At 72.3% G+C, this 24281-nt stretch carries 23 protein-coding genes and 1 tRNA gene; 14 read left to right on the forward strand and 10 right to left on the reverse strand.

The genetic code is table 11. The features are described 5' to 3' along the window. Positions 1-168: 168 nt before the first annotated feature. The 8 genes from ACZCAH_RS13245 to ACZCAH_RS13280 are packed head-to-tail and all read left to right on the forward strand — an operon-like array spanning position 169 to position 9846. Positions 169-882 carry an FhaA domain-containing protein gene (locus ACZCAH_RS13245; RefSeq protein ID WP_464341519.1) on the forward strand — a complete coding sequence of 238 codons (714 nt, stop codon included), beginning with the start codon at positions 169-171 and terminating at the stop codon, positions 880-882. Between the two features lie 7 nt (positions 883-889). After that, complete coding sequence (locus ACZCAH_RS13250; protein WP_464341520.1) at positions 890-1414, forward strand: FHA domain-containing protein FhaB/FipA; 525 nt, start codon at positions 890-892, stop codon at positions 1412-1414. Beyond that, a complete protein-coding gene (locus ACZCAH_RS13255) occupies positions 1411-2715 on the forward strand; it encodes a PP2C family protein-serine/threonine phosphatase (protein ID WP_464341521.1) in 1305 nt (434 codons plus the stop codon). Before ACZCAH_RS13250 ends, ACZCAH_RS13255 begins: the two co-directional genes overlap by 4 nt. Then, positions 2715-4103, forward strand: a complete 1389-nt coding sequence (locus ACZCAH_RS13260; RefSeq protein WP_464341522.1) for an FtsW/RodA/SpoVE family cell cycle protein — start codon at positions 2715-2717, stop codon at positions 4101-4103. Before ACZCAH_RS13255 ends, ACZCAH_RS13260 begins: the two co-directional genes overlap by 1 nt. Next, positions 4100-5545: a peptidoglycan D,D-transpeptidase FtsI family protein gene (locus ACZCAH_RS13265; RefSeq protein ID WP_464341523.1), complete on the forward strand. Its 1446-nt coding sequence runs from the start codon at positions 4100-4102 to the stop codon at positions 5543-5545. Before ACZCAH_RS13260 ends, ACZCAH_RS13265 begins: the two co-directional genes overlap by 4 nt. Next, the gene (locus tag ACZCAH_RS13270; protein ID WP_464341524.1) at positions 5542-7020 is read left to right on the forward strand and encodes a serine/threonine-protein kinase; all 1479 of its coding nucleotides are present in this window, start codon (positions 5542-5544) and stop codon (positions 7018-7020) included. Before ACZCAH_RS13265 ends, ACZCAH_RS13270 begins: the two co-directional genes overlap by 4 nt. Continuing rightward, positions 7017-9194: a Stk1 family PASTA domain-containing Ser/Thr kinase gene (pknB, locus tag ACZCAH_RS13275; protein ID WP_464341525.1), complete on the forward strand. Its 2178-nt coding sequence runs from the start codon at positions 7017-7019 to the stop codon at positions 9192-9194. The genes ACZCAH_RS13270 and pknB overlap by 4 nt, the downstream gene beginning before the upstream one ends. Then, positions 9184-9846, forward strand: a complete 663-nt coding sequence (locus ACZCAH_RS13280; RefSeq protein WP_464341526.1) for an anthranilate synthase component II — start codon at positions 9184-9186, stop codon at positions 9844-9846. The genes pknB and ACZCAH_RS13280 overlap by 11 nt, the downstream gene beginning before the upstream one ends. Positions 9847-9855: 9 nt before the next feature. Here ACZCAH_RS13280 and ACZCAH_RS13285 read toward each other — a convergent pair whose 3' ends face one another. From ACZCAH_RS13285 to ACZCAH_RS13295, 3 genes are read right to left on the reverse strand one after another with little or no spacing between them, the layout of a single operon-like run. Beyond that, positions 9856-10026 (reverse strand): hypothetical protein, encoded by a 171-nt coding sequence (locus ACZCAH_RS13285; RefSeq protein ID WP_464341527.1) that lies wholly within the window; start codon positions 10024-10026, stop codon positions 9856-9858. Continuing rightward, positions 10026-10760, reverse strand: coding sequence for a class E sortase (locus ACZCAH_RS13290; protein WP_464341528.1), 735 nt, complete (start codon positions 10758-10760; stop codon positions 10026-10028). The genes ACZCAH_RS13285 and ACZCAH_RS13290 overlap by 1 nt, the downstream gene beginning before the upstream one ends. Next, positions 10761-11507, reverse strand: a complete 747-nt coding sequence (locus ACZCAH_RS13295; RefSeq protein WP_464341529.1) for a DUF881 domain-containing protein — start codon at positions 11505-11507, stop codon at positions 10761-10763. A 115-nt stretch (positions 11508-11622) separates the two neighbouring features. Between ACZCAH_RS13295 and ACZCAH_RS13300 the strand changes: the two genes are divergently transcribed. The 5 genes from ACZCAH_RS13300 to ACZCAH_RS13320 all read left to right on the forward strand — a co-directional run bounded on the left by ACZCAH_RS13300 (position 11623) and on the right by ACZCAH_RS13320 (position 15200). Further along, the gene (locus tag ACZCAH_RS13300; protein WP_464341530.1) at positions 11623-12261 is read left to right on the forward strand and encodes a cell division protein CrgA; all 639 of its coding nucleotides are present in this window, start codon (positions 11623-11625) and stop codon (positions 12259-12261) included. A gap of 147 nt (positions 12262-12408) precedes the next feature. Then, positions 12409-13383 (forward strand): LppM family (lipo)protein, encoded by a 975-nt coding sequence (locus ACZCAH_RS13305; RefSeq protein WP_464341531.1) that lies wholly within the window; start codon positions 12409-12411, stop codon positions 13381-13383. 116 nt (positions 13384-13499) lie between these two features. After that, positions 13500-13575 (forward strand) — tRNA-Arg (locus ACZCAH_RS13310). Positions 13576-13675: 100 nt separating this feature from the next. Beyond that, on the forward strand, positions 13676-14134 hold the full coding sequence (locus ACZCAH_RS13315) for an RrF2 family transcriptional regulator (RefSeq protein WP_464341532.1): 459 nt from the start codon (positions 13676-13678) through the stop codon (positions 14132-14134). Between the two features lie 127 nt (positions 14135-14261). Next, positions 14262-15200, forward strand: coding sequence for a sulfite exporter TauE/SafE family protein (locus ACZCAH_RS13320; protein WP_464341533.1), 939 nt, complete (start codon positions 14262-14264; stop codon positions 15198-15200). 14 nt (positions 15201-15214) lie between these two features. On the opposite strand, the gene ACZCAH_RS13325 is transcribed toward ACZCAH_RS13320, so the two are convergent. The 7 genes from ACZCAH_RS13325 to ACZCAH_RS13355 form a co-directional block, all read right to left on the reverse strand. Then, positions 15215-16429: a Gfo/Idh/MocA family protein gene (locus ACZCAH_RS13325; protein WP_464341534.1), complete on the reverse strand. Its 1215-nt coding sequence runs from the start codon at positions 16427-16429 to the stop codon at positions 15215-15217. Next, positions 16419-17210 (reverse strand): ThuA domain-containing protein, encoded by a 792-nt coding sequence (locus tag ACZCAH_RS13330; protein ID WP_464341535.1) that lies wholly within the window; start codon positions 17208-17210, stop codon positions 16419-16421. The genes ACZCAH_RS13325 and ACZCAH_RS13330 overlap by 11 nt, the downstream gene beginning before the upstream one ends. A gap of 255 nt (positions 17211-17465) precedes the next feature. Then, positions 17466-17855, reverse strand: a complete 390-nt coding sequence (locus tag ACZCAH_RS13335) for a hypothetical protein (protein ID WP_464341536.1) — start codon at positions 17853-17855, stop codon at positions 17466-17468. Further along, a complete protein-coding gene (locus ACZCAH_RS13340) occupies positions 17852-18457 on the reverse strand; it encodes a histidine phosphatase family protein (protein WP_464341537.1) in 606 nt (201 codons plus the stop codon). Before ACZCAH_RS13340 ends, ACZCAH_RS13335 begins: the two co-directional genes overlap by 4 nt. 7 nt (positions 18458-18464) lie before the next feature. After that, positions 18465-20174, reverse strand: coding sequence for an FAD-binding oxidoreductase (locus ACZCAH_RS13345; RefSeq protein ID WP_464341538.1), 1710 nt, complete (start codon positions 20172-20174; stop codon positions 18465-18467). Then, complete coding sequence (locus tag ACZCAH_RS13350) at positions 20171-20959, reverse strand: lysophospholipid acyltransferase family protein (protein ID WP_464341539.1); 789 nt, start codon at positions 20957-20959, stop codon at positions 20171-20173. Before ACZCAH_RS13350 ends, ACZCAH_RS13345 begins: the two co-directional genes overlap by 4 nt. A 4-nt stretch (positions 20960-20963) precedes the next feature. Continuing rightward, a complete protein-coding gene (locus ACZCAH_RS13355; RefSeq protein WP_329748767.1) occupies positions 20964-21740 on the reverse strand; it encodes an SDR family NAD(P)-dependent oxidoreductase in 777 nt (258 codons plus the stop codon). A 147-nt stretch (positions 21741-21887) separates the two neighbouring features. On the opposite strand from ACZCAH_RS13355, the gene ACZCAH_RS13360 reads away from it, so the two are divergent. After that, on the forward strand, positions 21888-24197 hold the full coding sequence (locus ACZCAH_RS13360) for an HAD-IB family hydrolase (RefSeq protein ID WP_464341540.1): 2310 nt from the start codon (positions 21888-21890) through the stop codon (positions 24195-24197). Positions 24198-24281: the final 84 nt, after the last annotated feature.

Here is a 24281-nt window from a genome sequence, read left to right on the forward strand (position 1 = left end):
GAAGGGAGGGGCCCGTCGCGCGACGGGCCCCTCTTTTCACGCCTCCTGCACGAATCCCTCGCCGCCTCGCCGCGCCGGGGGCGGTCCGGTGACCAGGTCGCGCGCTACGATCGGGAGGGCGACCGGCCCCTCATCCTGGGGCGACCGACTGGACAGCGAAGGACCACCGTGGGGATCTTGGATCGGATCGAGCGCGGCCTCGACCGCGGCGTGACGAGCGTGTTCTCGCGCGGCGGCGGGCAGCTGAAGCCGCTCGACCTCGCGCAGGGGCTCAAGCGCGAGTGCGACGACCAGATCCAGGTGCTCGACCGCACCCGGACCCTCGCCCCCAACGTCTACACGGTCTACCTCCACTCCCAGGACTACGACCGCTTCGACTCGTGGCAGGACACCCTGCTCGACGAGCTGCAGCGGGTGGTCATGGAGCACGCCGACAAGCAGCGTTACATGTTCGTGGGTGCGGTCTCGGTGGACCTCGAGCGCGACGACGAGGTCCGTGCGGGCCGCTTCGAGACCGAGTCCCGCACCGAACGGGGCTCCGTCGCGCCTGCGACCGGCGCCGCGCAGTCCGCCTCGGGCGGCAACCCGATCATCGAGATCGACGGCCAGCAGTACCTGCTCACCGGGCCGGTCACCGTGATCGGGCGCGGGGGCGACGCGGACATCATCCTCGAGGACACCGGCGTCTCCCGGCACCACCTCGAGCTGCGGGCCGATGTCGACGGCGCCCTCGTGGCGACGGACCTCGGCTCGACGAACGGCACCTTCGTCGACGGCGAGCGGATCCGCACGCCCGTCACCCTCCACGACCGGTCGCTGCTGAAGATCGGGCGCACCCGGCTGACCGTGCTGCTCCCCGCGGCCGGTCAGGCCCAGTGGTGAGCGGCCGATGAGCGAACTGACCCTGATCGCGCTGCGCCTGGGCCTGGTCCTGGCGCTGTGGCTGTTCGTCGTCGCGGTCGTGCTGGTGCTGCGCAACGACCTCTTCGGCACCACCGTCGTGACCCGGTCGAGCAAGGACCCGCGCCGGGACCAGCGCCCCGCGAGCACCCTGCCCGCCGATCCGTCCGCCCGCACGGGCGCCGACGGCAGCGCACGCACCGATCCCGAGGTCACCCAGGCGGCCATGGTGGTCACGGCCGGTCCGCTGCGCGGCACCTCCCTGACCCTGGGCTCGACCCCGATCCTGATCGGCCGCGCCCCCGAGTGCACCCTGGTGCTCGACGACGACTACGCCTCCAACCGGCACGCTCGCGTGTTCCAGCGGGAGGGCGAGTGGATGGTCGAGGACCTCGGGTCCACCAACGGCACCCTGGTCTCGGGCCGGCGCATCGAGGGCGCCGTCCCCTTCCGCCCGGGCGCCCAGGTGCGGATCGGCCGCACCGAGATCGAGCTGAGACGAGGACCGCGATGAGCATCGCCCTGCGCTACGCCGCCCGCTCCGATGTGGGCCTCGTCCGCTCCAACAACCAGGACTCCGGCTACGCCGGCAGCCACCTGCTGGTGGTGGCCGACGGCATGGGCGGTCACGCCGGCGGGGACGTCGCCTCCTCGGTCGCGATCGGCCGCCTCGCCCGCCTCGATTCCGACACCCCCGCCTCCGACATCGTCGCCTCCCTCGAGGAGACGGTGCTCGACGCGAACCAGGAGATCCTGCGCCGCGCCCGGGACGAGCCGCAGCTGCGCGGCCTCGGCACCACCATCACCGCCCTGCTGCGGGCCGAGGGCAAGTTCGCCCTGGCCCACATCGGGGACTCCCGCGCCTATCTGCTGCGGGACGAGGAGACGGTGCAGGTCACCAAGGACCACACCTTCGTCCAGCGCCTGCTCGACGAGGGCCGCCTCACCGAGGACGAGGCCGAGCGCCATCCGCAGCGCTCGGTGCTGATGCGCGTGCTCGGCGACGTCGACGCGGAGCCGGAGCTGGACCTCTCCCTGCGCCCGGCCCATCCCGGGGACCGCTGGATGCTCTGCTCCGACGGGCTCTCGGGCCTCGTCTCCCTCGACACCATCGACGCGACCCTCAAGGCGATCGAGGACCCGGGCGAGTGCGCCGACGAGCTCGTGCAGCTGGCCCTCAAGGGCGGCGGACCGGACAACATCACCTGCATCATCGCGGACGTGGTCGACCTGGACGACCTGCCCCGCGGGGCCGCGGCCCCGTCGACGACCCCGCAGATCGTGGGTTCGGCGGCGCGGAACCGGCACGCCCCGACGAGCGCCTCCGGCCCCGCCGCGAAGGCCGCGGCCCTGACCCGCGAGTCCCCGGACATCCCCTACGAGGACGAGGACTTCAGCGAGGAGGAGCCGCCGCGGCGCAGCCCCTGGCCGGCCCTCGCCGCAGTGATCCTGCTCCTCGCCCTGATCGGCGGGGCGCTCGGCGCCGGCTACGCCTGGAGCCAGCGCCAGTTCTACGTGGGCACCAACGGCACCCATGTCGTGATCTACCAGGGGATCGCCCAGGACCTCGGGCCGATCTCGCTGTCCGAGCCGCTCGAGGTCACCGACATCGCCCTCGAGGACCTGCCCCAGATCACCCGGGAACAGGTCGAGGCCACCATCTCCGCCGATGACCGGGAGGACGCCGACCGCATCGTCGAGCGGCTCGAGGCGGCCGCCGCGGCCGACGCCCCGCTGCCGGTCCCGGCTCCGGCCCCCTCCGACGGCGGCGGTGCGAGCGACGCGGGCGGGGCCTCCGACGGCGGGACCTCGTAGTGGCCACGATCGTCTCGTACACCGCGCACCCGCGTCGCCTCACCCAGGCGCTGCTCCTGGTGCTCGCGGCGGCGATCGGTCTGGGCGCCTACTCCCTCGTGGCGCTGGGCCGCTACGAGCAGCTGCCCGAGCACCTCGCGACCGTGGCGATCGGCACGGGCGTGCTGATCGTGCTCCTCCAGGTCGCCGTCATGTGGCGCGCCCCCTACGCGGATCCGGTGATCCTGCCGATCGTGGTGCTGCTGAACCTGCTGGGCATCACCGTGATCGAGAGCGTCCACGCGGCCAACGACATCTACGGGATCCGCACCTCGGCGAGCGCCGACCGGCAGATGCTGTGGGCGATCATCGGCGTCGCCCTGTGCATCGCCGTCCTCGTGCTGCTGCGCGACCACCGCCCGCTGCGCCGCTACACCTGGATCAGCGCCGTCGTCGGCGCGATCCTGCTGCTGCTGCCGCTGGCCCCCGTGATCGGCGACTCCCGCAACGGCTCGAAGATCTGGATCAACATCGCCGGGTACAGCTTCCAGCCCGCCGAGCTCGCCAAGATCGCCTTCGCGATCTTCTTCGCCGGCTACCTGGTCTCCCGACGCGACACCCTCGCGCTCGCGGGCCCGAAGGTGCTCGGCATCCAGCTCCCCCGTTGGTCGGACTTCGGACCGATCCTCGTGGCCTGGGGCTTCGCCATGGCCGTGCTGGTCTTCCAGACCGACCTCGGCACCTCGCTGATGTTCTTCGGCCTGTTCGTGGCGATGCTCTACGTCGCCACGGACCGGCTCAGCTGGCTCGTGATCGGCGCGGTCATGTTCCTCCCGCCCGCGGTCTTCGCCGCGACCCAGATGTCGCACGTGCAGACCCGCATCACCTGCTGGCTCGACCCGCTCTCGCGGGAGAACTTCCCCAGCTGCGAGCAGATCGGCCAGGGCCTGTTCGGCTTGGCCAACGGCGGCCTGTTCGGCACCGGGCTCGGGGAGGGGCGGCCCGACGTGGTCCCCCATGCGGAGTCCGACTTCGTCTTCACCTCCTTCGCGGAGGAGATGGGCATGGTGGGCTCCTTCGCCCTGCTGCTGCTGTACCTGCTGCTCGTGCAGCGGGCGCTGCGCGCCGCCGTCGGCATCTCCGACGGCTTCGGCACCCTCCTCGCCGGCGGGCTCGGCTTCGTCCTCGCGCTGCAGGTCTTCGTGGTCGTCGGCGGGCTCACCCGGGTGATCCCGCTGACCGGTCTGACCCTGCCCTTCCTCGCCGCGGGCGGCAGCTCGCTGGTGTGCAACTGGATCATCGCGGGGATCCTGGTGCGGCTCTCGGACGCGGCCCGTCGGCCCGCCGCCCGCCAGGTGCCCGGCGCCGCGGCGCCGCCCGCCCGCCGCGAGGCGGAGGCGAGCGCATGAACAAGCCCCTGCGCCACGTGTGGCTCGTCGTCGGCGTGCTCTTCATGCTGCTGTTCACCTCGACCACCTACTTCCAGGTGATCGCCCAGGACCGGCTGAACGACAATGCGAACAACCGCCGCACCCAGTACAGCGAGTTCGGCCGGCACCGCGGCGCGATCGTCGTGGACGGCACCGCGATCGCGACGTCCCTCGAGTCCGACGACAACTACCGCTATCTGCGCACCTACGATCCGGGCGCGATGTACGCCCCGGTCACCGGCTACTACTCGGTGATCTACGGGTACACGGGTCTCGAGCGGAGCCTCAACGACACCCTCACCGGCTCCGCCGACTCGCTCTTCTACCACCGCATCGCGGACATCCTCTCGGGCCGCGACGGCCAGGGCGCGACCGTCGAGCTGACCCTCGACGCCGGCGCCCAGCAGGCCGCGTGGGACGCGCTCGACGGGCGCCGCGGCGCGGTCGCGGCGATCGACCCGTCCACCGGCGCAGTGCTCGCCCTGGTCTCCTCCCCGAGCTTCGACCCCAACGAGCTGGCCTCCCATGCCGGCGGCTCGGTGCAGGAGGCCTGGGCGGCGCTCAACGACGACCCCGACCGCCCGCTGACCAACCGCGCGATCGCCGGTGACCTGTACCCGCCCGGTTCCGCCTTCAAGCTGGTGGTCGCGGCCGCCGCGCTGGAGTCCGGCGAGTACACCGCGGACACGGTGATCCCCGGTCCGGGCAGCTTCACCCTGCCGAACTCCTCCTCGGTGATGAACAACTTCTCGGGCGGCCGTCAGGACCCCTGCGGCCCCGAGGACCGCTCGAGCCTCGCCGAGGCGCTGCGCCAGTCGTGCAACACCTCCTTCGCCCAGCTGGGCATCGCCGTGGGCGAGCAGCAGCTGCGCGAGACCGCCGAGGAGTTCGGCTTCGGGCAGCGGCTCGAGATCCCGCTCTCGGTGACCCCGTCGACCCTCGGCGAGGAGCTCGACGACGCCCAGCTCGCGACCACCTCGATCGGCCAGTTCGAGACCCGGGTGACCCCGCTGCAGATGGCGATGGTCGCGGCCGGCGTCGCCAACGACGGCGTGGTCATGCAGCCGCAGCTGGTGGAGTCGGTGCGCACCGCGGACCTCTCCACGGTCTCCGAGCTGACCCCGCAGGAGCTGGGCCAGCCGCTGACCGCCGCGAACGCCGCGCAGATGCGCCAGATGATGGTGGGCGTGGTCGAGGACGGCACCGGCACGGCCGCCGCGATCGACGGCGTCGAGGTGGGCGGCAAGACGGGCACCGCCGAGTGGGGCGAGGACCGCGATCCGCACTCGTGGTTCGTGGGCTATGCGAAGGTCGACGGCCGCCAGGTGGCGGTGGCCGTCGTCGTCGAGGAGGGCGGATACGGCTCGCGCACGGCGGCGCCGATCGCCCAGGACGTGATGGAGGCGGTGATCCGAGGATGAGGACCGAACCGGGGCTGGTGCTCGAGGGACGTTACGAGCTGACCTCGCTGATCGCGACCGGCGGCATGGGCCAGGTGTGGAAGGGCCTCGACCGCGAGCTCGACCGCGAGGTCGCGGTGAAGGTGCTGCGCGAGGAGTACGCGGGCGACGAGGGCTTCCTCAAGCGATTCCGCGCCGAGGCCCGGCACACCGCCGCGCTCTCGCACGACGCGATCGCGGCGCTCTACGACTACGGCGAGCTCGACGGCCGCGCCTACATCGTCATGGAGCTCTGCCCCGGCCGACCGCTCTCGGACATCATCGAGGAGAACACGGGGGGCCTGCCCGAGAAGCGGGTCATCTCGGTGCTGATCGACCTGGCCCGGGCGCTGGACGCCGCGCACTCCAAGGGCGTCGTGCACCGCGACGTGAAGCCCGAGAACGTGCTCGTGGACGAGACGCGCGACTGGGCCGTGAAGATCACCGACTTCGGCATCGCCCGCAGCAAGGACCAGGCCCGCCTGACCAAGACCGGGCTGGTGATGGGCACCGCCCAGTACCTCTCCCCCGAGCAGGCGATGGGCAAGCAGGCCACCTCGCTCTCGGACATCTACGCGCTCGGGATCGTGGCCTACGAGATGCTGGTCGGCCACCGCCCCTTCACCGGCTCGAGCCAGGTGGAGATCGCGATGGCGCAGGTCAAGCAGCAGCCGAAGGAGCTGCCGGACTCCGTCGGCGCCGATCTGCGCAAGCTGGTGATGATGTCGCTCGCAAAGGCGCCCGCGAACCGGCCCCGCTCGGCGGCGGCGGTCGCCCGGATCCTCGAGGCGATCCAGCGCGGCGTCGAGCCCCGCTTCACGACCGGCGCGATCCCCGTCACCCGGGTCGAGGACCACGACTGGACCGGGGAGAACGCCCTGCAGCGCCGGGACGGCGAGGGCTCCGGCGGCGCCTCCGGCGGGCCGACCCGCACCGCGGCGATGCCGCTGCCCATGTCAGGTCGCGGCCGCGGGATCCGGCACCGCTCCGGTCCGTCGGCCCGGTCGGCCCCCTCGGGGGTCTCGGCGAGCTCCGCGGGCGGCGCCCCGCGCTCGCGCTCGGCCGCCACGGTCCGCTCGGCGGCTTCGCCCTCCCCCGTCCCGTCGGAGCCCCGCCCCGCGGCGGATCCGGCGCTGCGCGGCGCGGACCGGGCGTTCACGGCGGGCTCCTTCGACGCGGTGGACACCGCCGCCTCCGGGCGGACCACCCGCGGCACCTCGACCGGTCGCCGGCTCGGCCCGTTCTCGGTGCCCGGCCTGATCCTGCTGGTGCTGCTGGTGGTGGTGATCGCCGGGGCGGTCGCCGCGGGGCTCGGGCTGCTGCCCCTCGGCGAGCTCGGCGCGGCAGGGACGGGGGCCGGCGACGGTGCCGGACCGATGACGAGCGGACAACTGTCAGCAACTACGATGGTCGGATCAGCCGTGGAGGACCACGGCACGAGGTCAGGTGTTCTGTGAGCGAAGAGAAGGTGGTCCTGGGCGGCCGCTACACCCTGGGGAGGATCCTGGGGAACGGTGGCATGGCCGAGGTGTTCCTCGCGGAGGACACCCGACTGCACCGCACGGTCGCCGTGAAGGTGCTGCGCTCCGATCTGGCGCGCGATGAGAGCTTCCAGGAGCGGTTCCGGCGGGAGGCGCACAGCGCCGCCTCGCTGAACCACCCCTCGATCGTCGCCGTGTACGACACGGGCGAGGAGAAGCAGACCACCGTGACGGGGGCCGAGATCTCGATCCCGTACATCGTCATGGAGTACGTGCACGGCACGACCCTGCGCGAGCACATCTCCCCCGAGCAGCCGATGGACGCGCACCGCGCCGGGGAGATCATGGCGGCGCTGCTCAGCGCGCTCGAGTACTCGCACCGCGCCGGCATCGTGCACCGCGACATCAAGCCCGGCAACGTGATGATCACCGACTCCGGCCAGGTGAAGGTGATGGACTTCGGCATCGCCCGCGCGATCGCCGACGCCACCAGCGCGATGACCGCGACCCAGGCCGTCATGGGCACCGCCCAGTACCTCTCCCCCGAGCAGGCGCGCGGCCAGCTGGTCGACGCCCGCTCCGACATCTACTCCGCCGCGTGCGTCATGTTCGAGATGCTGACGGGCCGCCCGCCGTTCACCGGCGACACCCCCGTCTCGATCGCCTACCAGCACGTCCGCGAGCAGCCGCAGCCGCCGTCGGCCCTGAACCCGGCGATCACCCCCGCACTGGACGCGGTGATCCTCACGGGCCTGGCCAAGGACCGCGAACAGCGCTACCCGAGCGCGGTGGCCTTCTCCCGCGACATCGCCGCGGTCGTGGCCGGTCGCGCCCCCGCCCTGGTGGGCGGTGCGGTGCCGACGGGCGCCGACGGCGAGACGACGACGGTGCTCAGCCCGGTCGACGATGCGACCGAGGCGATCCCGGCCGCGGCGATGACCGGCGTGCTCGGGGCGACCAGCTGGTCCACGGGCCAGCACGCCCCGGTGCGTCAGGGTCCGCCGACGGGGCAGGGCACCGCCGTCGCCGAGGACGAGCGCCGGCGCCGCCCCTGGTGGCTGATCGCGCTGCTGATCGTCGCGGCCCTCGCCGTGATCGGCGCCGCCGCCTGGTTCCTGATGCCCCGCGAGCCCGCGGGGCCCGAGATGGTGCCCGTACCCGACGTGGCCGGCTCCACCGAGGACGAGGCGCGCAGCGCGCTCGACGAGGTGGGGCTGGAGGCGAAGTTCTCGCCGACCGAGTCCGAGGACGTCGAGGAGGGGCTGGCCATCGACACCGATCCGCCCGCCGGACGGGAGGTCGAGGTCGGCTCGACGGTGACGGTGAACGTCTCCGCGGGCCCCGAGGCGGTCGAGGTCCCCGACCTCTCCGGCATGACCGAGGAGGAGGCGACCACGGCGCTCGAGCCGCTGGGTCTGACCCTCACGGTCGCCGGCGAGGAGGACGACGCCGAGCGCGAGGCCGGGCAGATCACCCGCAGCTCGCCGCAGGCCGGCTCCACCGCTCAGCGCGGCGACACGATCGAGGTCACCGTCGCGACCGGCGAGTTCACCGTCCCCGACGTGAGCGGGCTGACCCTCGAGGACGCCACCACGCGCCTCGAGAGCAGCGGCTTCGAGGTCGACTCCACCACCCGCGTCGATGCCGAGGCGACGGCCGGGACCGTTGTCTCGCAGACCCCGCCCTCGAACGGCAAGGCCCCCGTCGGATCGACCGTGGCGCTCGTGATCGCGGAGGCCCCCGGGCCGGCGACCGTCCCGAACGTGACGGGTCGCAGCTACGAGGACGCGAAGACGCTGCTCGAAGATCAGGGCTTCGGGACTTCGCGGACCGTGGAGGCCTCGGACTCGGTCGCCGAGGGCCAGGTGATCCGCACCGAGCCGGGCGCGAACGAGGAGGCGGACCGAGGCACGACCATCGTCATCGTGGTCTCCTCCGGCCCGGAGCCGACGCCCACGCCGACCGAGACGCCGACCGAGACGCCGACGCCGACGCCGACGGAGACGCCCACGACGGATCCGACCACCGAGCCGTCGGCCGGCAACGGCAACGTCAACGGCAACGGCAACGGCAATGAGAACGGCAACGGCAACGGCAACGGGAACGGGAATGAGAACGGCAACGGGAACGGAGCCGGCAATGGCGGCTGAGGGTGCGCGCGCCGCGCGCGTACTGGTGATCGACAATTACGACAGCTTCGTCTACACGATCGTCGGCTACCTGCAGCAGATGGGCGCCGAGACCGTCGTGGTCCGCAACGACGAGGTGCCCGAGGGGCCGGACGGCTCGGTGGACCTCACGGGCTTCGACGGGGTGCTCGTCTCCCCCGGCCCGGGCACGCCCAGCACCGCGGGCCGCGCCCTCGACGTGATCGGCGCCTGCGCCGCGGGTGCCGTGCCGATGCTCGGCGTGTGCCTCGGCCACCAGGCGCTCGGCCAGTACTTCGGCGGCACCGTCGACCATGCGCCGCAGCTGATGCACGGCCGCACGAGCGAACTCACCCATGAGGGTCGCAGCGTCTTCGCAGGCGCCCCCTCGCCGATGACCGCGACTCGTTACCACTCGCTCACCGTGGTGCCGGAGTCGGTGCCGGAGGTCCTCGAGGTCACCGCCCGCACGGCCGACGGGATGATCATGGGCCTCGCCCATCGCGAGCTGCCTCTGCACGGGGTGCAGTTCCATCCCGAGTCGGTGCTCACCGAGAACGGGCACCTGATGCTGGGGCGCTTCCTCGAGCTGTGCGACGGCCGCGACGCCGCCGAACGCTCGGCGGGCCTGAAGCCCCTGATGACCGCTGGCTGAACTCCGGGATCAGGAGCCGGGTGCGGCCCCGACCAGCCCGTCGTTGAACGGCAGGTACGGGGCGAGCGCCGGGAACACCCAGGTGAAGAGCACCGCGACGATCCCCAGCAGGGTCAGCACGGCGAGCACGATGCGCAGCCACAGCGGGCCGGGCAGCAAGCGGAACAGGGCGGCGTACATCAGCTCTCCTCGGCGAGCGCTTCGGGGATCCCGTCGGCGCGATCGGTCCAGTACGCGAACTCGGCGTGCACGATGTAGCGCTCCCGCGCGGAGAACATCGGGTGGCAGGCGGTGAGGGTGAGCATCGCCTGCGTGGGATCCTCGCCGGGGCTGCCCGGCACGGGCGCGATCACCTCGACCTGCGAGGGGTCCACGACCAGGGTCTCGATGACCTCGTAGACGTAGAACGCCTCCTCCGTCTCCACCACGATCGGGTCGCCGACCTCGAGGCGGGCGATGTCCTCGAGGGGGCGACCGTAGGTGTTGCGGTGGCCTGCGACGGAGAAGTTCCCGACCTGGCCGGGCAGCGCGGTCTCGGGGTAGTGGCCCACGCCCTTGACGTTGAGCACCTCCTCGAGGCTCACGCCCTCGGCGAGCGGGACGCTCTCGCGGTCGAAGGCCGGCACGTGCAGGGCACCGAAGACCATCGTGTCCGCGGGCGTCGCGGGGACCGGCGGCGGGCCCTCCTGGCGCGGCGCGATCTGCTGCTGGTCGACCCCGCCCCACTGCTCCTCGAGGCCCGTGAGGATGCCGTCCTGCTCGCGGCCGGCGAGGACGTCGGTCCACCACAGCTGCCAGAGAAGGAACAGGGCCAGCAGCGCCCCGGCGGTGAGCAGCAGTTCGCCGAGCACGCCGACCACGGTCGAGGCGGCACCGCCGCGGCGGCGGGGCGCGCGATGGGTCCCGCGGGTCATTCAGCCTGCTCTCGCCGAGTCGAGCGTGAGGGACCCCTCGAAGGCCGGGAGGGTCGCGGTCTCGAGGGTCTCGACCTTCTCGCCGAGGCCCACGTAGTCCACCCACTCCCGGTACACCTGCACCCCGGGCGCCTGCTCGAGGGCCGCGAGCATCTGGTCGGTCGGTCCGATCACGGTGATCACGAAGGGCGGCGAGTAGACGCGCCCCTCGAGCAGGAGCGTATTGCCCGCGCAGCGGAAGGCGGATCCGTTGACCACCCTCTGGTCCTGCAGCATCATCGCCTCCGCCCCGCCGGCCCAGAGCGCGTTGATGTACGCCTCCATGTCCTGCTGGTGGACCACGAGATCGTCCGGCTCCAGTCCCTCCCGGGTGCCGATCGCCCCCTCGGGGGCGTCGGTGAGGGTGATGCGCAGGGCCGGTCCGGACACCTCGCTGAGGCCGACGGCGTCGCCGACCCGCTCGGTGCGCTGCTGCACGGAGGCGCCGCCCGAGTCCTCGCGCAGGGACTCGATCTCGGCGCGCTTGTCCGCGTTGTCCTCGGTGAGCCGCTCGATGGTGCGTCCTCGCTCACGCAGCACCCCGGCGACGTCCCCGGACTCGTCGCGGATCGAGCCGCCGCCCGAGAGCCGGCCGGTGGTCGCGAAGAGCACCCCGCACAGCACCATGACCAGGGCGACGCCGAGCCGCCCGGGGCGGGGGGTGCGCCTGGTCGGGTTCGGGCCGTCCCCGTCCGCGTCCTGCGCCATGGGCCCCTCCTCGCGTCGCGCCCTCGGTGAACCACCATTACCCTAGGCCACAGTCCGCACCTGTGGACCCGCGCGGAGCGCCGCGCGTCCGGCCGCCCCGAGGAGCACCGTTTTCATGGCCAGGAGCACGAGGAAGTCGTCCGTCCGCGGGAAGTCCGCGAGGAGGCGCCCCGCGAGCACGGCGAAGGCCGTCCCCGCGGAGTCCCCGGCGGAGGAGACTGATCTCGACGAGCTCGATGAGCTGCCGCAGACGGACGAGCCGGACGCCGCCGAGCCCTCGGACGGGAAGGACGCCGCGGACCAGAAGAGCGCGAAGAGCTTCCCGGGCGCGAAGAGCGCGAAGGACGGCCCCTCCCGCGCCGGCGGCAAGGACTTAGTCTCGACGAAGGGCGCCGCGGGGAAGAAGGCGGGGGCGAAGAAGGCCGCCGACACGAAGAGGGCGGGCGCGAAGAGCTCCACCGACCGCCCCCGCGGCGGCGAGGTCGCCGAGAAGGCGAAGGACTCCACCCGCACCGGCGCGAAGAAGGCCGCGGCCCAGGAGAGCCGGCGCGGCCCGCGCCGCGTCGCCACGGTCACCCAGAACCCGCGCTGGCTGGTGCCGGCCGCCCTCACCTTCCTGCTGCTGGGGCTGTGCTACCTGGTCACCTTCTACCTGACCTCGGGGCAGCTGCCCCTGCCGATCGGCGACTGGAACCTCGCGGTGGGCTTCGGCGCGCTGATGGTCGGCGGCGGCATGTTCATGTTCTGGAAGTAGCCCTCTCCGGCGCCCGGCCCGGGCTCCTGCCTGCCGGTCCCTGCTCCCGCCGCTCGCCCGCGGCGATCCCCCGACGGGTATCCTGTGCGAGTGCCCCACATCACGGTGGGCGCTGACCTGCACACCGCATGATCCCCGGGGGAGACCATGACCACCAACTCGGTGCGGCGCCGTCTGGCAGCCGTCCTCGTCCTGCCGTTGCTGCTGGTGCTGGCCGGCTGCGGCCGCTTTACCGCCGACTTCGAGGTCTCCTCGGCCGAGAGCATGACGCTCAGCTTCGACATGGCGGTCGATCCGACCTATCTCGAGGGCACCTACTCCTCCGCCGAGGAGATGTGCGCGGACACCGAGGAGGGCGAGTTCGCCCCCGGCGCCGAGGCCGTCGAGGTCGAGGCGTACGAGGAGGACGGCCTGTGGGGCTGCCGCGCCTCGGGCCCGGTGGACATGTCCCAGCTGGGCTCCGAGTTCTCCGTGACCGAGGAGGACGGCGAGATCCACCTGACGATCGACATGGGCGACTCCGCGGGGCTCTCCCAGGAGGACCTCGAGCTGGTGTTCGGCGATGCGATCGACGACTTCGAGTTCCGCGTCTCCTTCACCTTCCCCGGCGACGTCATCGAGTCCCGCGGCGGGACGATCGACGGCAACACCGTCACCTACACCGACGTCATCGACTTCACCCAGGGCGTGGACATCACCGCCGAGGCCGGCGGCGGCTTCGGCTGGCTGATCATCGTCATCGTCGTGGTCGTGCTCGGCTTCCTGCTGCTGCTGGCGATCGCCGCAGTCATCTTCTTCGTGATGCGCAGCCGCAAGAAGGGTGGCTCCGGCACCCCGGGCGCCCCCGGCGGCTACGGCGGCGTCCCGGCCGCCCCGATGGCCCCGTCGGCGCCGCAGAGCCCCGCCTTCGGGCAGTCCCCGCCCCCGGCCCCGCAGCAGGGCCAGGGCCAGCAGTGGGGCCAGTCCTCGCCGCCCCTCGCCCCGCCCGCGCCGCAGCAGCCGCAGCAGCCCTGGGGCCAGCCGGGTCAGCAGGGCCAGCAGGGTCAACAGGGTCAGCAGCCGTGGAACCAGCAGCCCGGCCAGAACCCGCATTCCGGCCAGAACCAGAACCCGGGTTGGTGAGTCCGGGGCCGGTGCGCCGCCGGACCTCCCGCGCTCGTGTGAGCAGGGTCATGGGTCGCGGATTGGCGTCCGACCAGCCGAGGTACTAGTATCGGTGAGGTCGGTTTGACCGGCAGGCGCCCGTAGCTTAACGGATAGAGCATCTGACTACGGATCAGAAGGTTGGGGGTTCGAATCCCTCCGGGCGCACCACGGGAGCCCCGGTCCGACGAGAGTCGGGCCGGGGCTCTTCCCGTTCGTCGATCGCACGTCGACCCGTCGTCGGGCTCCCCCGACCGGAGGAGGGGCCGCCATGAGGATCTCGGCCAAGGCCGACTATGCGGTGCGCGCCGCCGCGCAGCTCGCCGCCGCGGCGGACGGCCGCACCACCGCCGCGGACGCCCTCGCCCTCGCCCAGGACGTGCCCGCCCGCTTCCTCGAGGGGATCCTCGGGGATCTGCGCCGCCAGGGCCTGGTCACCAGTCGTCGCGGTGCAGGCGGCGGCTACGTGCTGGCCCGTCCCGCCGCCGAGATCACCGTGGCCGACGTGATCCGGGCGGTCGACGGCCCCCTCGTGTACGTACGCGGGGAGCGCCCGCACCAGCTCGAGTACACCGGCCCCGCCGAGGACCTCCCCGAGGTCTGGGTCGCCCTGCGGGCGAGCGTGCGCAACGTCCTCGAGCAGGTCACCCTCGCCGACCTCGTGGCGCATGAGCTGCCGCGCTCGGTCCGTGCGCTGACCGCCGCCGAGGAGGCGTGGCAGAACCGCTGAGCGCATAAGCTCCGCTTCGAGTACCCCATATGTCTCACGATGACCGGGGGACTTGATTCCGACCATTCCGGTCGGATTAACTTCCTTCGTGCGGACGGTCCGCATCCCTCCCGGAAGGAGTCGCGACATGAGACGACTCGTCCTGCTCGCCCTGGTCGGCCTCGCGGCCCAGCTCGTCGACGGCAGCCTGGGCATGGCCTACGGGGTCACCTCCACCACGCTGCTCCTCGCGATCGGCACCAACCCCGCCTCCGCCTCCGCGACCGTGCACCTGGCCGAGATCGGCACCACCCTCGCCTCGGGCGCCTCGCACTGGCGCTTCGGCAACGTGGACTGGAAGGTCGTGCGGCGCATCGCGCTGCCGGGCGGGATCGGAGCCTTCCTCGGCGCGACCTTCCTCGCGAACCTCTCCACCGAGGTCGCCGCTCCGCTCATGAGCGGCATCCTGCTCGCCCTCGGCGTCTACGTGCTGCTGCGCTTCACCGTCAAGGGCATCGACCGGCGCAACCTGGGCAAGCCCCTGCGCCGCCGCTTCCTCACCCCGCTGGGTCTCGTCGCCGGCTTCATGGACGCGACGGGCGGCGGCGGCTGGGGGCCCGTCGGCACTCCCGCGCTGCTCGCGAGCGGCCGCATCGAGCCGCGCAAGGTGGTCGGCTCGATCGACACCAGCGAGTTCGTGGTCTCGGTCGCCGCCTCGCTCGGCTTCCTCATCGGCCTCGGCACCGCGGGCATCGACCTGGCCTGGGTCCTGGCCCTGCTCGTGGGCGGCCTGATCGCCGCCCCGATCGCGGCCTGGCTGGTGCGCCTCGTGCCGCCGCGGGTGCTCGGCTCCGCCGTCGGCGGCGTGATCGTGCTGACCAACACGCGCACCATCCTGCGCAGCGACCTCGTCGGCGCCGCCCCCGCCGTCGTCACGGCGGCGCTGATCGCCGTGGCCGTCGTCTGGGCCGCGGCCGTCACCTGGTCGATCCGCGCCCACCTGCGCGACCGCGCCGCGCTCGATGCCGAAGCGGAAGCCCTCGAGGCGGCCTCGCGCGACGAGGCCGCCCTCGACAGGGCCCGCTGAGCCCCTCCCCTGACTCAGCGGCGGGCGGCGATCGCCTCCCGCACGGAGCCCCAGCCCTGCAGGATCTCCCGCGCCTCGGGGTCCGCCTCCGCGGCGATCGCCTCGGTGCCGGCCTCTTCGAGCAGATCGTCGACCACGACCCGCCCGCCTCGCTCGACCGAGGCCACCGCGGCCTCGACCATCGCGAAGCTGAGGATGTTCTCGTGCACCGCGCACATCGGCGTCCGGCCCTCGCGCAGGGAGGTCACGAACTCGATGATCGAGGCGTCGATCTGGTCCGGCTCCGGGGTCTGCATCGCCTGGTCGATCGCGGTCTGCAGCGCGGCGGTCTCCGCCTCGTCCTCGGTGCCCAGCTGCGGGGTGCCGCGGCCGTCCCAGGTGGCCGAGCCGTGCTCGGCCCCGATCCGCCACTCGCTGTTCCAGAAGGTCGGCAGCCCGCGCGCGTTCCACGAGCCGTTGTAGACGAAGAGCGAGCTGGTGCCCTCCCCGTCGGCCATCTCGAAGGTGCAGGTCACGGTCGCGTCCCCGGCGTACACGCTCCACTGCGGGCTCGCGCCGATCGCGGTGACCGCGACCGGATCGGTCCCCGTGATGTAACGAGCCGTGTCGAAGGCGTGGATGCCCATGTCGCGCAGCAGCGGATGCTGCTGGGTGCGGCGGAAGCCCTCCATCTCCGTGAACAGGGAGAAGAAGGCGCTGGTCAGGGCCGTCGGACCGTGAGCCGAGACGAAGCGCTTGAGCTCCCGCACCTGTGGGAAGAAGCGCCGCGACTGGGACACCATGAACGGCACCCCGGTCAGCTCCGCATGCGCCATCAGGCTCAGCGCCTCCGGCAGGGTCTCGGTGACCGGCTTCTCGCCGAGCACCGGGATCCCGGCGTGGAGGGCCTTGACGGTCACCGGATGGTGGGCGACCGGCACCGTCGGGTTGATGAGGATCTCCGCGCCCAGCTCGACGGCGAGGTCGACCCCGTCGGTGCCGACGGCCACGGCCGACGGGTCGGCGACGCCCGACTGGGCGATCGCCTTCTCCGGGAGGCCCTCGGAGAGGTCGGCGACGCCCACCAGCTCGGTGACGGGGCTGGCGGCGATCACCCGGGACCACCACTGCCCCATCCCACCGGCGCCGACGACGACGGCCCGCAGCGGGGCGGCGTCACCGGCGCCGGCGAGCGCGGCGTTCGGATCGGCGATGTTGGGGGCCGGAGCGGTGCGGAGATCAGATGACACGCGTGACTCCCTCGGCCTCGTCGCCGCGGAACCAGTCGCGGGGGGCGTTGGCGATCTTGATCGGCGCGGCCTCGCGCTCCTCGGGGCGCGCCCACACCGCGGCGTTGGCGAGCACCCGCTGGATCTCCGCCTGGTGGTAGACGGGGTACTCCTGGTCGCCGGGGCTGAAGTAGAACACCTTGCCCTTGCCGCGACGGAAGACGCAGCCCGAGCGGAACACCTCGCCGCCCGTGAAGGAGCTGACGAACACGAGCTCGTCCGGGGCGGGGATGTCGAACATCTCGCCGTACATCTCCTGGGCGGGGACGATCAGGGGATGCGGGACTCCGCGGGCGATCGGGTGGGAGCCGTTGACGGTCCACACCCGCTCCTCCTCGCCCTCGTTGCGCCACAGCAGGTTGCAGGTGGTGCCCATGAGGGCCTTGAATACCTTCGAGTAGTGGGCGGAGTGCAGGGGCAGCAGGCCCATGCCCTCGTGGACGCGGCGCACGACGCGCTCGACGACCGCGTCGGGCACGTCCTCGTGCGCCATGTGCCCCCACCAGGTCAGCACGTCGGTCTCGGCGAGGACCTCCTCGGAGAGGGACTCCTCGATGTCGTCGAGCAGGGCGATGCGCACCTCGGCGGCGACGCCGTCCTCGGCGAGCACCCGGGTGAGGCCCTGCGCGATGGTGGTGTGCATGCCCTCGGGATAGATCTCCTGCACCCGGGGGTCGACCTTCTCGTGGCGGTTCTCGCCGTACACGGTGATGCGCAGCGGCGCATCCTTGCTCGCCGTCATTCCAGTCCTCCAGAGGTCTGTGCTCCGCGTCGGGAACGTTCCCGGCGCGTTCGGTCCGGCCCATCGTAGGGGCGCGGAGGGCGCGCGTCAGCAGAGGATCGCCGCGTCATCATCACCCGATCGGCGCGACCGCCGGCGGGTTACCAGGAGGTAGAGGAACCGTGACCAAGGCGTGACCGACGCCTCATATCCGCTGGGTTATGGTCGTCCGCAGGTTCCCTCAACGGCGAGGGAACCTGCCCCTCTTCCCCGCGCTCAGCTGGTGCGGGAGCGCTCGAGCAGGCCGTCGCGTTCGGTCCGCTCGCGGAGAGCCTGCGCGGTCTCGCCGTGGACGCGCATCGCCCGCTGGCGGCCCATCGTCCCGCCGAGCACCAGGCCCGCCCCCGGGCCCCAGCGGTACACCACGTCCGTCGCATGGTCGCCCTCGCGCACCTCGAGCTGGGCCGTGAGGTGGAAGGCCCCGCCCGCGAGGGCGCCGAGCAGGATGGTGCGTCCGCGGCTGCCCCGCTCGTAGTCGATCCGCGTGCCGTCCTCGCGCGCGAGGGTCCAGCCGCGGCCCGTGAAGAAGTCTGCGAGCAGGGCGCGCGTCGACGCGCCGTCGCCGCGGAGGGTGAGGATCAGCTGGTCCCCGCGGGGCTGGTTCACGCGACTCCTCCGACGGACGGTCGGGCAGGACCCAGACGGCGCAGCTCGGCGTTGACCAGGTGCGGCTGGTCGCGGTGCTCGTGCGGGTCCCGGCCGGCCCCGAGCGCGAGCGCAATCTGCAGCACGTCGCCGTGCGCGACGAGCACCACGCGGTGGCCGTAGCCGTCGGCGGCGAGCTCGTCGGCCGCGCGGAGCGCCTCGCCGACCCGTGACGCGACGGACTGGACCGGCTCGACGGAGCCGCTCTGCTCCGCGCGCGCGGCGTCGAGCGCCCACACGGCCTCATAGGCCGCCGTCGGACCCTCGTCGTGGACGCCGAAGCCGCGCTCGCGCAGGCGCTCGTCCACCCGCGGAGCCCCCGCGCCGAGCGTGGCCGCGAACACCTCGGCGGTCTCCCGGGCGCGTGCGAAGTCGCTCGTGACCACGATCGTGGAGGCGTCGAACCCGGCCGCTCGAGCCTCCGCGGCGCACTCGTGCACCTGGAACCGACCGCGCGGGGTCAGCCCCACGTCCTGCAGGGCGCGCGTCCCCGGCAGGGAGACGATCACGCCCTCGACGTTCGCGGTCGACTCCCCGTGCCGCAGCACGTGCACCTCGCCCACGGGGTCCTCAGCCCTCGACGACCTTGCCCGGGTTCAGGTTCCGTCCCGGGTCGGTGGCGGCGAAGAGACCCTCGACCATCTTCCGGCCGACGGGTCCGAGATCCTGCTCGATCCACGGCCGGTGCTCGATCCCCACGGCGTGATGGTGGGAGACGGTCGAGCCGAGGTCCACGAAGGTCTGCTGCACCGCGCTCTTGGCCCGGTAGTACTGCTCGAGCGCCTGCTCCTCGGAGGAGTACGGGAAGGCGAACGTGAAGTAGAGGCAGGCCCCGGCGTGGTAGCTGTGCGACATGTGGCAGAACATGAAGCCGGGCAGGTCCTGCTCTGCCTGGGTCCGCTCGAAGGCCTCGTAGACCTTCGAGTGGACCTCGTTGATCGAGCCCCAGGTCGCACCGGTGTCGCAGACGTCGCCGAAGACGCGGTGGTTCAGCAGGAAGTCGCGCAGGTAGGGGGTGTCGAACTTCTTCTGGTCGTACACCTTGCCGACGCTCGCCCCGAGGGTCACGCCGCCGTTGGCCTTGACGATCTTCTTCACGATCGCCTTCTGCTGCTCGACGGACGCCTTGGACCCCTCGAAGCAGACGTAGCTCAGGCACATCTCCTCGGAGGTGTCCCAGCCCTGCGAGCGGAGGTAGGCGAAGATGCCGTCCTGCACCTTGGCGGAGACCTTCGCCTTCGTCGTGGTGGGGGTCTTGCTCGACAGGGCGAGGGAGAACTTGGTCTCCGGCCCGTCGGAGAGACGGGTGAAGGTCGGGGAGACGTCCGTGTTGCGCGCGATCGCGTGCATCCCGCGGATGCCGTGCTCCCAGTCGGGATACATGTAGCCGATCACCTGGCGGACCGGGGTGCGGCGGTGCACCTGCACCGTGACCTCGCTGATCACGCCGAGGCGCCCTTCCGAGCCGAGGATCATCTCGTGCACGCTGGGCCCCGAGTCGCGGCCCGGGATGGGCTTGGTGACGGCGACGCCGTCGGGGTGGACCATGCGCAGGCCCCGCACGATGTCCTCGATGTCCCCGTACTTGTCGGACTGCATGCCCGAGGAGCGGGTCGCGGCCCAGCCGCCGACGGTCGAGTAGGTGAAGGAGTCCGGGAAGTGGCCGACGGTCCAGCCCTTCTCCTGCAGCTGCTCCTCCATGTCCGGGCCGTACATGCCCGGCTGGATGCGGGCCAGGCCCGAGGTGTCGTCGATCTCGAGGATCCGGTTCATCCGACCCAGGTTCATGGTCACCACCGGGCGCTCTTCGGCGAGGTCCGGGGTGACGGAGCCGGAGATGCAGGAGCCGCCGCCGTAGGGGATCAGCACCAGGTCCTGCTCGAGGACGATGCGCAGCACCGCGGCGATGTCCTCCTCGCTGCCGGGGTAGACGATCGCGTCGACGAGGCGCCCGAAGTCACCGGTGCGCACGCGGAAGAGGTCCGGCAGGGAGCGGCCGAAGGAGTGCAGCACGCGGAACTCGTCGTCGGTGCGCACCTCGGTCTCGCCGAGCGCGGCGATCAGCGCCTCGCGGGCCGGCTCCGGCAGGCGGGAGGCGGGGACGTCGAAGGCGGAGAGATCCGGCTCGGCGACGGCCGGGGCGTGGATCAGGTCGACGCCGACCTCGCGCCGGGCGAGCTCGACGAAGGCAGGACGGTTCTCGACGGAGAAGGAGACGTCGTCGAGCCCCCACCCCCACCACTTGTGACGCTTGACGTCGGCGGCGGTGGTGTTGCTCATGCGGACTCCTCGTCCCCCGGCAGCGGGCGCCCCAGGATCGTCTCGTAGTTCTCGTCGTACAGGGTCTGCACCCGCTCGCGGATGCGCCCCATGAACCCGACGGCCGACTCGCCCTCCTCGGCGAGCATCGGCTCCCCGAACACCACGCCGACGGGCGGGCGTCCGGGCAGGGGCCAGCTGCGGCCCTTGGGCATGGCCTCGTGGGCGCCGACCATCGCGGCGGGGATCACGGGCACGCCGACGGAGATCGCGAGCGCGGCCCCGCCGGGCTTGAAGTCGGCCATGCGGCCGGTCTGCTGGCGCCCGCCCTCGGGGAAGACCAGGATCGGCACCCCCGAGCGCAGCAGGCGGCGCGAGAAGCCGGAGTTCTTCCGCGAGCCGTCACGGTCGATGGGGAAGGCGTTGAACAGCGCGCGGACGAAGAACCGCCGGTACCAGACCCGGAAGAAGTAGTCCGCGGCGACGCCGGTGGAGAGGAAGCGCGCCTGCGCCCAGGGCAGGCCCTGGGCGAGCATCGGCGCATCGGTGTGGCTGGAGTGGTTCGCGACCAGCACGAAAGGCCCGCGGACCGTCTTCACGCGGCGGTGCACGACGGTGCTGGGCGTGATCGCCGAGCGGACCACGAGGCGGAACACGCCCCGCTGCAGCACGAAGCGCAGCGCCGAGCGCCAGCGCGAGCGGTACTTGGCGAGGTCGCCCTCGGGTGACTCCCATCCCTCCCCGCGGGACCGCTCCGAGAGGGAGCGGATCAGGCGGCGGCCGGGATCGTTCGCGGGCGTGCTCACCGGATCAGCGCTCCCGGTTGCGGCGGTGGCTGAGCAGTGCGCTGAGCCGTGCGACCAGGCCGCGGGGCGTGGTGCGCAGCACGGCGGAGATCAGCTTCCAGCGCGTCGAGGGGATCGAGACCGGGCGGCCCCGGGCGACATCCTTCAGGCAGTCCTCGACGAGGCGATCGGCGTCGAGCCACAGCACGCCCGGGATCGAGGAGCCCTTGATGCCGGCGCGCGAGTGGAACTCGGTGCGCACCCATCCGGGCATGAGCGCCGTGACCTGCACACCGGTGCCGGAGAGCTGCACCCCGAGGGACTCGGAGTAGTTGCCCACCCACGCCTTGATGGCCGAGTAGTTGTTCTGGGTGACGAGCGCGGAGACCGAGCCGACGTTGATGATCCATCCGTGGCCGCGGTCCCGCATGGCGCGGCCGGCGGCGCCGCCGAGCTTGAGGACCGCGCGGATCATCACCTCGAAGCCGAGATCGTGCGCGGAGATGTCCTCGTCCAGCAGCCCCGCCCGCACCGAGAAGCCCGCGTTGTTGACGAGCACGTCGACGGGATCGGCGCTCGCCTCGATCCGATCGGCGACGCGCTGCTGGGCCGCGCGGTCCGCGAGATCCGCCACGATCGTCTCGACCTCGACACCGTGCTCGGCGCGCAGCTGTGCGGCGCTCTCGGCGAGGCGGTCGGCATCCCGTGCGACCAGCACCAGCGCGGTGCCACGACGTGCGAATGCTCTGGCGAATGCGGCCCCGATGCCCGCGGTGCCGCCTGTGATCAGGGCCCTGTGCATGGCGGCTACGATACACTAGCGCCGCCCTGACCAGCGCAGGTGACGCCCCAGGTGGGGCCACCCCCCACCCCGCTCCCGCCCCGCGGGACGCGCCCGCGGGACGCGCTCGCGCGACAGCTCTCCATCACCCGTCCACCGAGGGAATCCATGTCGAACACCCCCGCCCCTGCCGCTCCGACGACGACCGCCGGAGGCGCACCGCGCGGGGAGCGTCGGATCCTCCTCACCGGCGTCACCGGCTTCCTCGGCCAGGCCGTGCTGCGCTCCCTGCTCGAGACCACCGAGGACGTCCGCGTCCTCGCGGTGGTGCGCCCCAAGGGCTCCGTCACCGGCCGCAAGCGCCTCGAGCAGCTGCTGCGCAAGCCCGTCTTCTCCTCCTGGGCCGAGGAGCTGTCGACGGCGGGCGGCGGGGAGCACGGCGCGACCGCCGTCGACGGGAAGGCCGCACTGCAGGAGATCTTCGACGCGCGCGTCGAGGTGCTCGAGGGCGACCTCACCGACATGCCCGCGATCGAGGTCCCGCTCGACGTGGTGATCCACTCCGCGTCCTCGGTGTCCTTCGACCCGCCCATCGACGAGGCCTTCCGCACCAACGTCGGCGGTGCCCGCAACCTGTACCAGGCGCTGCTCGACTCCGGCCAGGACCCGCACGTGATCCACGTGTCCACCGCGTACGTCGGCGGCATCTCCAAGGGCCTCCGCCAGGAGGGCTCGCTCAACGCCGACGTCGACTGGCGCGCCGAGTACGAGGCCGCGCTCGCCGCCCGCGAGCGGGTCGACGCGGAGTCCCGTCGGCCGGAGACCCTGCGCTCACGGATCCGTTCCGCGACCCTGCGCGACGGGCGCATGGGGCCCAAGGCCGTCGCCGCCGCCTCCGAGGAGGCACGCCGCGCCTGGGTCGACGAGCGCCTGGTCGACTTCGGCCGCACCCGCGCCCAGTCCGTCGGCTGGACCGACATCTACACCTTCACCAAGGCCATGGCCGAGCAGGTCGCCGAGGAGATGTGGGCCGGCAACGGCCACCGCGTCTCCTTCGTGCGCCCCTCGATCATCGAGTCCGCGATGCAGAAGCCGTACCCCGGCTGGATCGACGGCTACAAGGTCGCCGACCCGCTGATCATGGCGTACGGCCGCGGCGTGCTGCCCGAGTTCCCGGGCCTCGCCGACTCGATCCTCGACGTGATCCCCGTGGACCACGTGGTCAACGTGATCGTCGCCCTCGCCACCCAGGAGGTCGACCGCCGCGGGGACGACGCCTACTTCCAGGTGGTCTCCGGCGCGTCGAACCCGCTGCCCTTCCACGAGATGGTCACCGCGGTGCGCCAGTACTTCCTCGAGCACCCCCTCGAGGACGACAAGGGCCGGCCGATCGCCGTGCCGGAGTGGTCCTTCCCCGCGGTGGAGATGGTCGAGCAGCGCTTCCGCGCCAAGGAGCTCTCCGCGAAGCTCGGCTCCGCCGCGATCGCCTACCTGCCGGCGACCCGCCGCACCCGGGAGTGGACCTCGAGCCTGCACCGCGCGACCTCGGGCCTGTCGACCCTGCGCAAGTACATCGAGCTGTACCGCCACTACACGAAGACGGAGATGGTCTTCGACGACGCGAACACCCGGGCGCTGCGCGCCTCGCTGCCCGCCGAGTTCCTCGCGACGCACGAGTTCGACGTCACCGCGATCGACTGGACGGACTACTTCCAGCAGCAGCACCTGCCGGCGGTCACCGAGCTGACCAAGGCCTACTCGCGCGCGAAGTCCGCGCAGAAGCGCCGCGCCGAGCGTCCCGCGAAGCCGCTCGCCGAGCGCTCCGACGCCCTCGCCGTCTTCGACCTCGACGGCACCGTGCTCGCCACCAACATCGTGCAGCAGTACATCGCGGTGGTACGGGCGACCCGTCCGCGCCGCACCTGGCCCGCCGAGCTGGGCGGCCTGCTCACCGCCGTGCCGGGCTACCTGCGCGCCGAGAAGCGGGACCGCTCCGAGCTGATCCGCCTGGTCAACCGCCGCTACAAGGGCTTCCGCGCCGAGGAGCTGCGCGAGCTGATGCGCGGCGAGGCGGGGCGCCGGATCCGCGCCTCGATCCGCCCCGAGGCCCTCGAGACCCTCGAGCGGCACCGCGCCGCGGGCCACCGCACCGTGCTCGTCACCGGCGCGCTCGACGTGCTCGTCGAGCCGCTCGCCGAGCTGTTCGACGAGGTCATCGCCACCCACATGGACGAGGACGCGGGCGGTGTGATGACCGGCTATCTCGCGACCCCGCCGGTCGTAGACGAGGCCCGCGCCAACTGGCTGCGGAAGTACGCCGCCCAGATCGGGGCCGACCTCGGCGCCTCCTACGGCTACGGCGACTCCCACGCCGACGCCGCCTGGCTCGACCTCGTCGGCACCCCGGCGGCGGTCTCCCCCGACCTCGGCCTGTACGCCGTCGCCAAGAAGAAGCGCTGGCAGATCCTGGAGTGGTGACGGCGGGGGTGGGGCGCGCCGGTTTCGCCCCGCCATTCATGCCGCCCCCCTGCTGAAACTCCGCGTCAGGCGTGACCTCACGCC

Source organism: Brachybacterium sp. B718/18 (assembly GCF_055454375.1).

Coding starts and splice junctions, on each gene's coding strand:
- ACZCAH_RS13305 (WP_464341531.1), top strand. CDS start 12,409: ATGACCACCAACTCGGTGCGGCGCCGTCTGGCAGCCGTCCTCGTCCTG.
- ACZCAH_RS13290 (WP_464341528.1), bottom strand. CDS start 10,760: ATGACCCGCGGGACCCATCGCGCGCCCCGCCGCCGCGGCGGTGCCGCC.
- ACZCAH_RS13250 (WP_464341520.1), top strand. CDS start 890: ATGAGCGAACTGACCCTGATCGCGCTGCGCCTGGGCCTGGTCCTGGCG.
- ACZCAH_RS13280 (WP_464341526.1), top strand. CDS start 9,184: ATGGCGGCTGAGGGTGCGCGCGCCGCGCGCGTACTGGTGATCGACAAT.
- ACZCAH_RS13345 (WP_464341538.1), bottom strand. CDS start 20,174: ATGAGCAACACCACCGCCGCCGACGTCAAGCGTCACAAGTGGTGGGGG.
- ACZCAH_RS13360 (WP_464341540.1), top strand. CDS start 21,888: ATGTCGAACACCCCCGCCCCTGCCGCTCCGACGACGACCGCCGGAGGC.
- ACZCAH_RS13255 (WP_464341521.1), top strand. CDS start 1,411: ATGAGCATCGCCCTGCGCTACGCCGCCCGCTCCGATGTGGGCCTCGTC.
- ACZCAH_RS13265 (WP_464341523.1), top strand. CDS start 4,100: ATGAACAAGCCCCTGCGCCACGTGTGGCTCGTCGTCGGCGTGCTCTTC.
- ACZCAH_RS13355 (WP_329748767.1), bottom strand. CDS start 21,740: ATGCACAGGGCCCTGATCACAGGCGGCACCGCGGGCATCGGGGCCGCA.
- ACZCAH_RS13320 (WP_464341533.1), top strand. CDS start 14,262: ATGAGACGACTCGTCCTGCTCGCCCTGGTCGGCCTCGCGGCCCAGCTC.
- ACZCAH_RS13285 (WP_464341527.1), bottom strand. CDS start 10,026: ATGTACGCCGCCCTGTTCCGCTTGCTGCCCGGCCCGCTGTGGCTGCGC.
- ACZCAH_RS13315 (WP_464341532.1), top strand. CDS start 13,676: ATGAGGATCTCGGCCAAGGCCGACTATGCGGTGCGCGCCGCCGCGCAG.
- ACZCAH_RS13300 (WP_464341530.1), top strand. CDS start 11,623: ATGGCCAGGAGCACGAGGAAGTCGTCCGTCCGCGGGAAGTCCGCGAGG.
- ACZCAH_RS13330 (WP_464341535.1), bottom strand. CDS start 17,210: ATGACGGCGAGCAAGGATGCGCCGCTGCGCATCACCGTGTACGGCGAG.
- ACZCAH_RS13270 (WP_464341524.1), top strand. CDS start 5,542: ATGAGGACCGAACCGGGGCTGGTGCTCGAGGGACGTTACGAGCTGACC.
- ACZCAH_RS13295 (WP_464341529.1), bottom strand. CDS start 11,507: ATGGCGCAGGACGCGGACGGGGACGGCCCGAACCCGACCAGGCGCACC.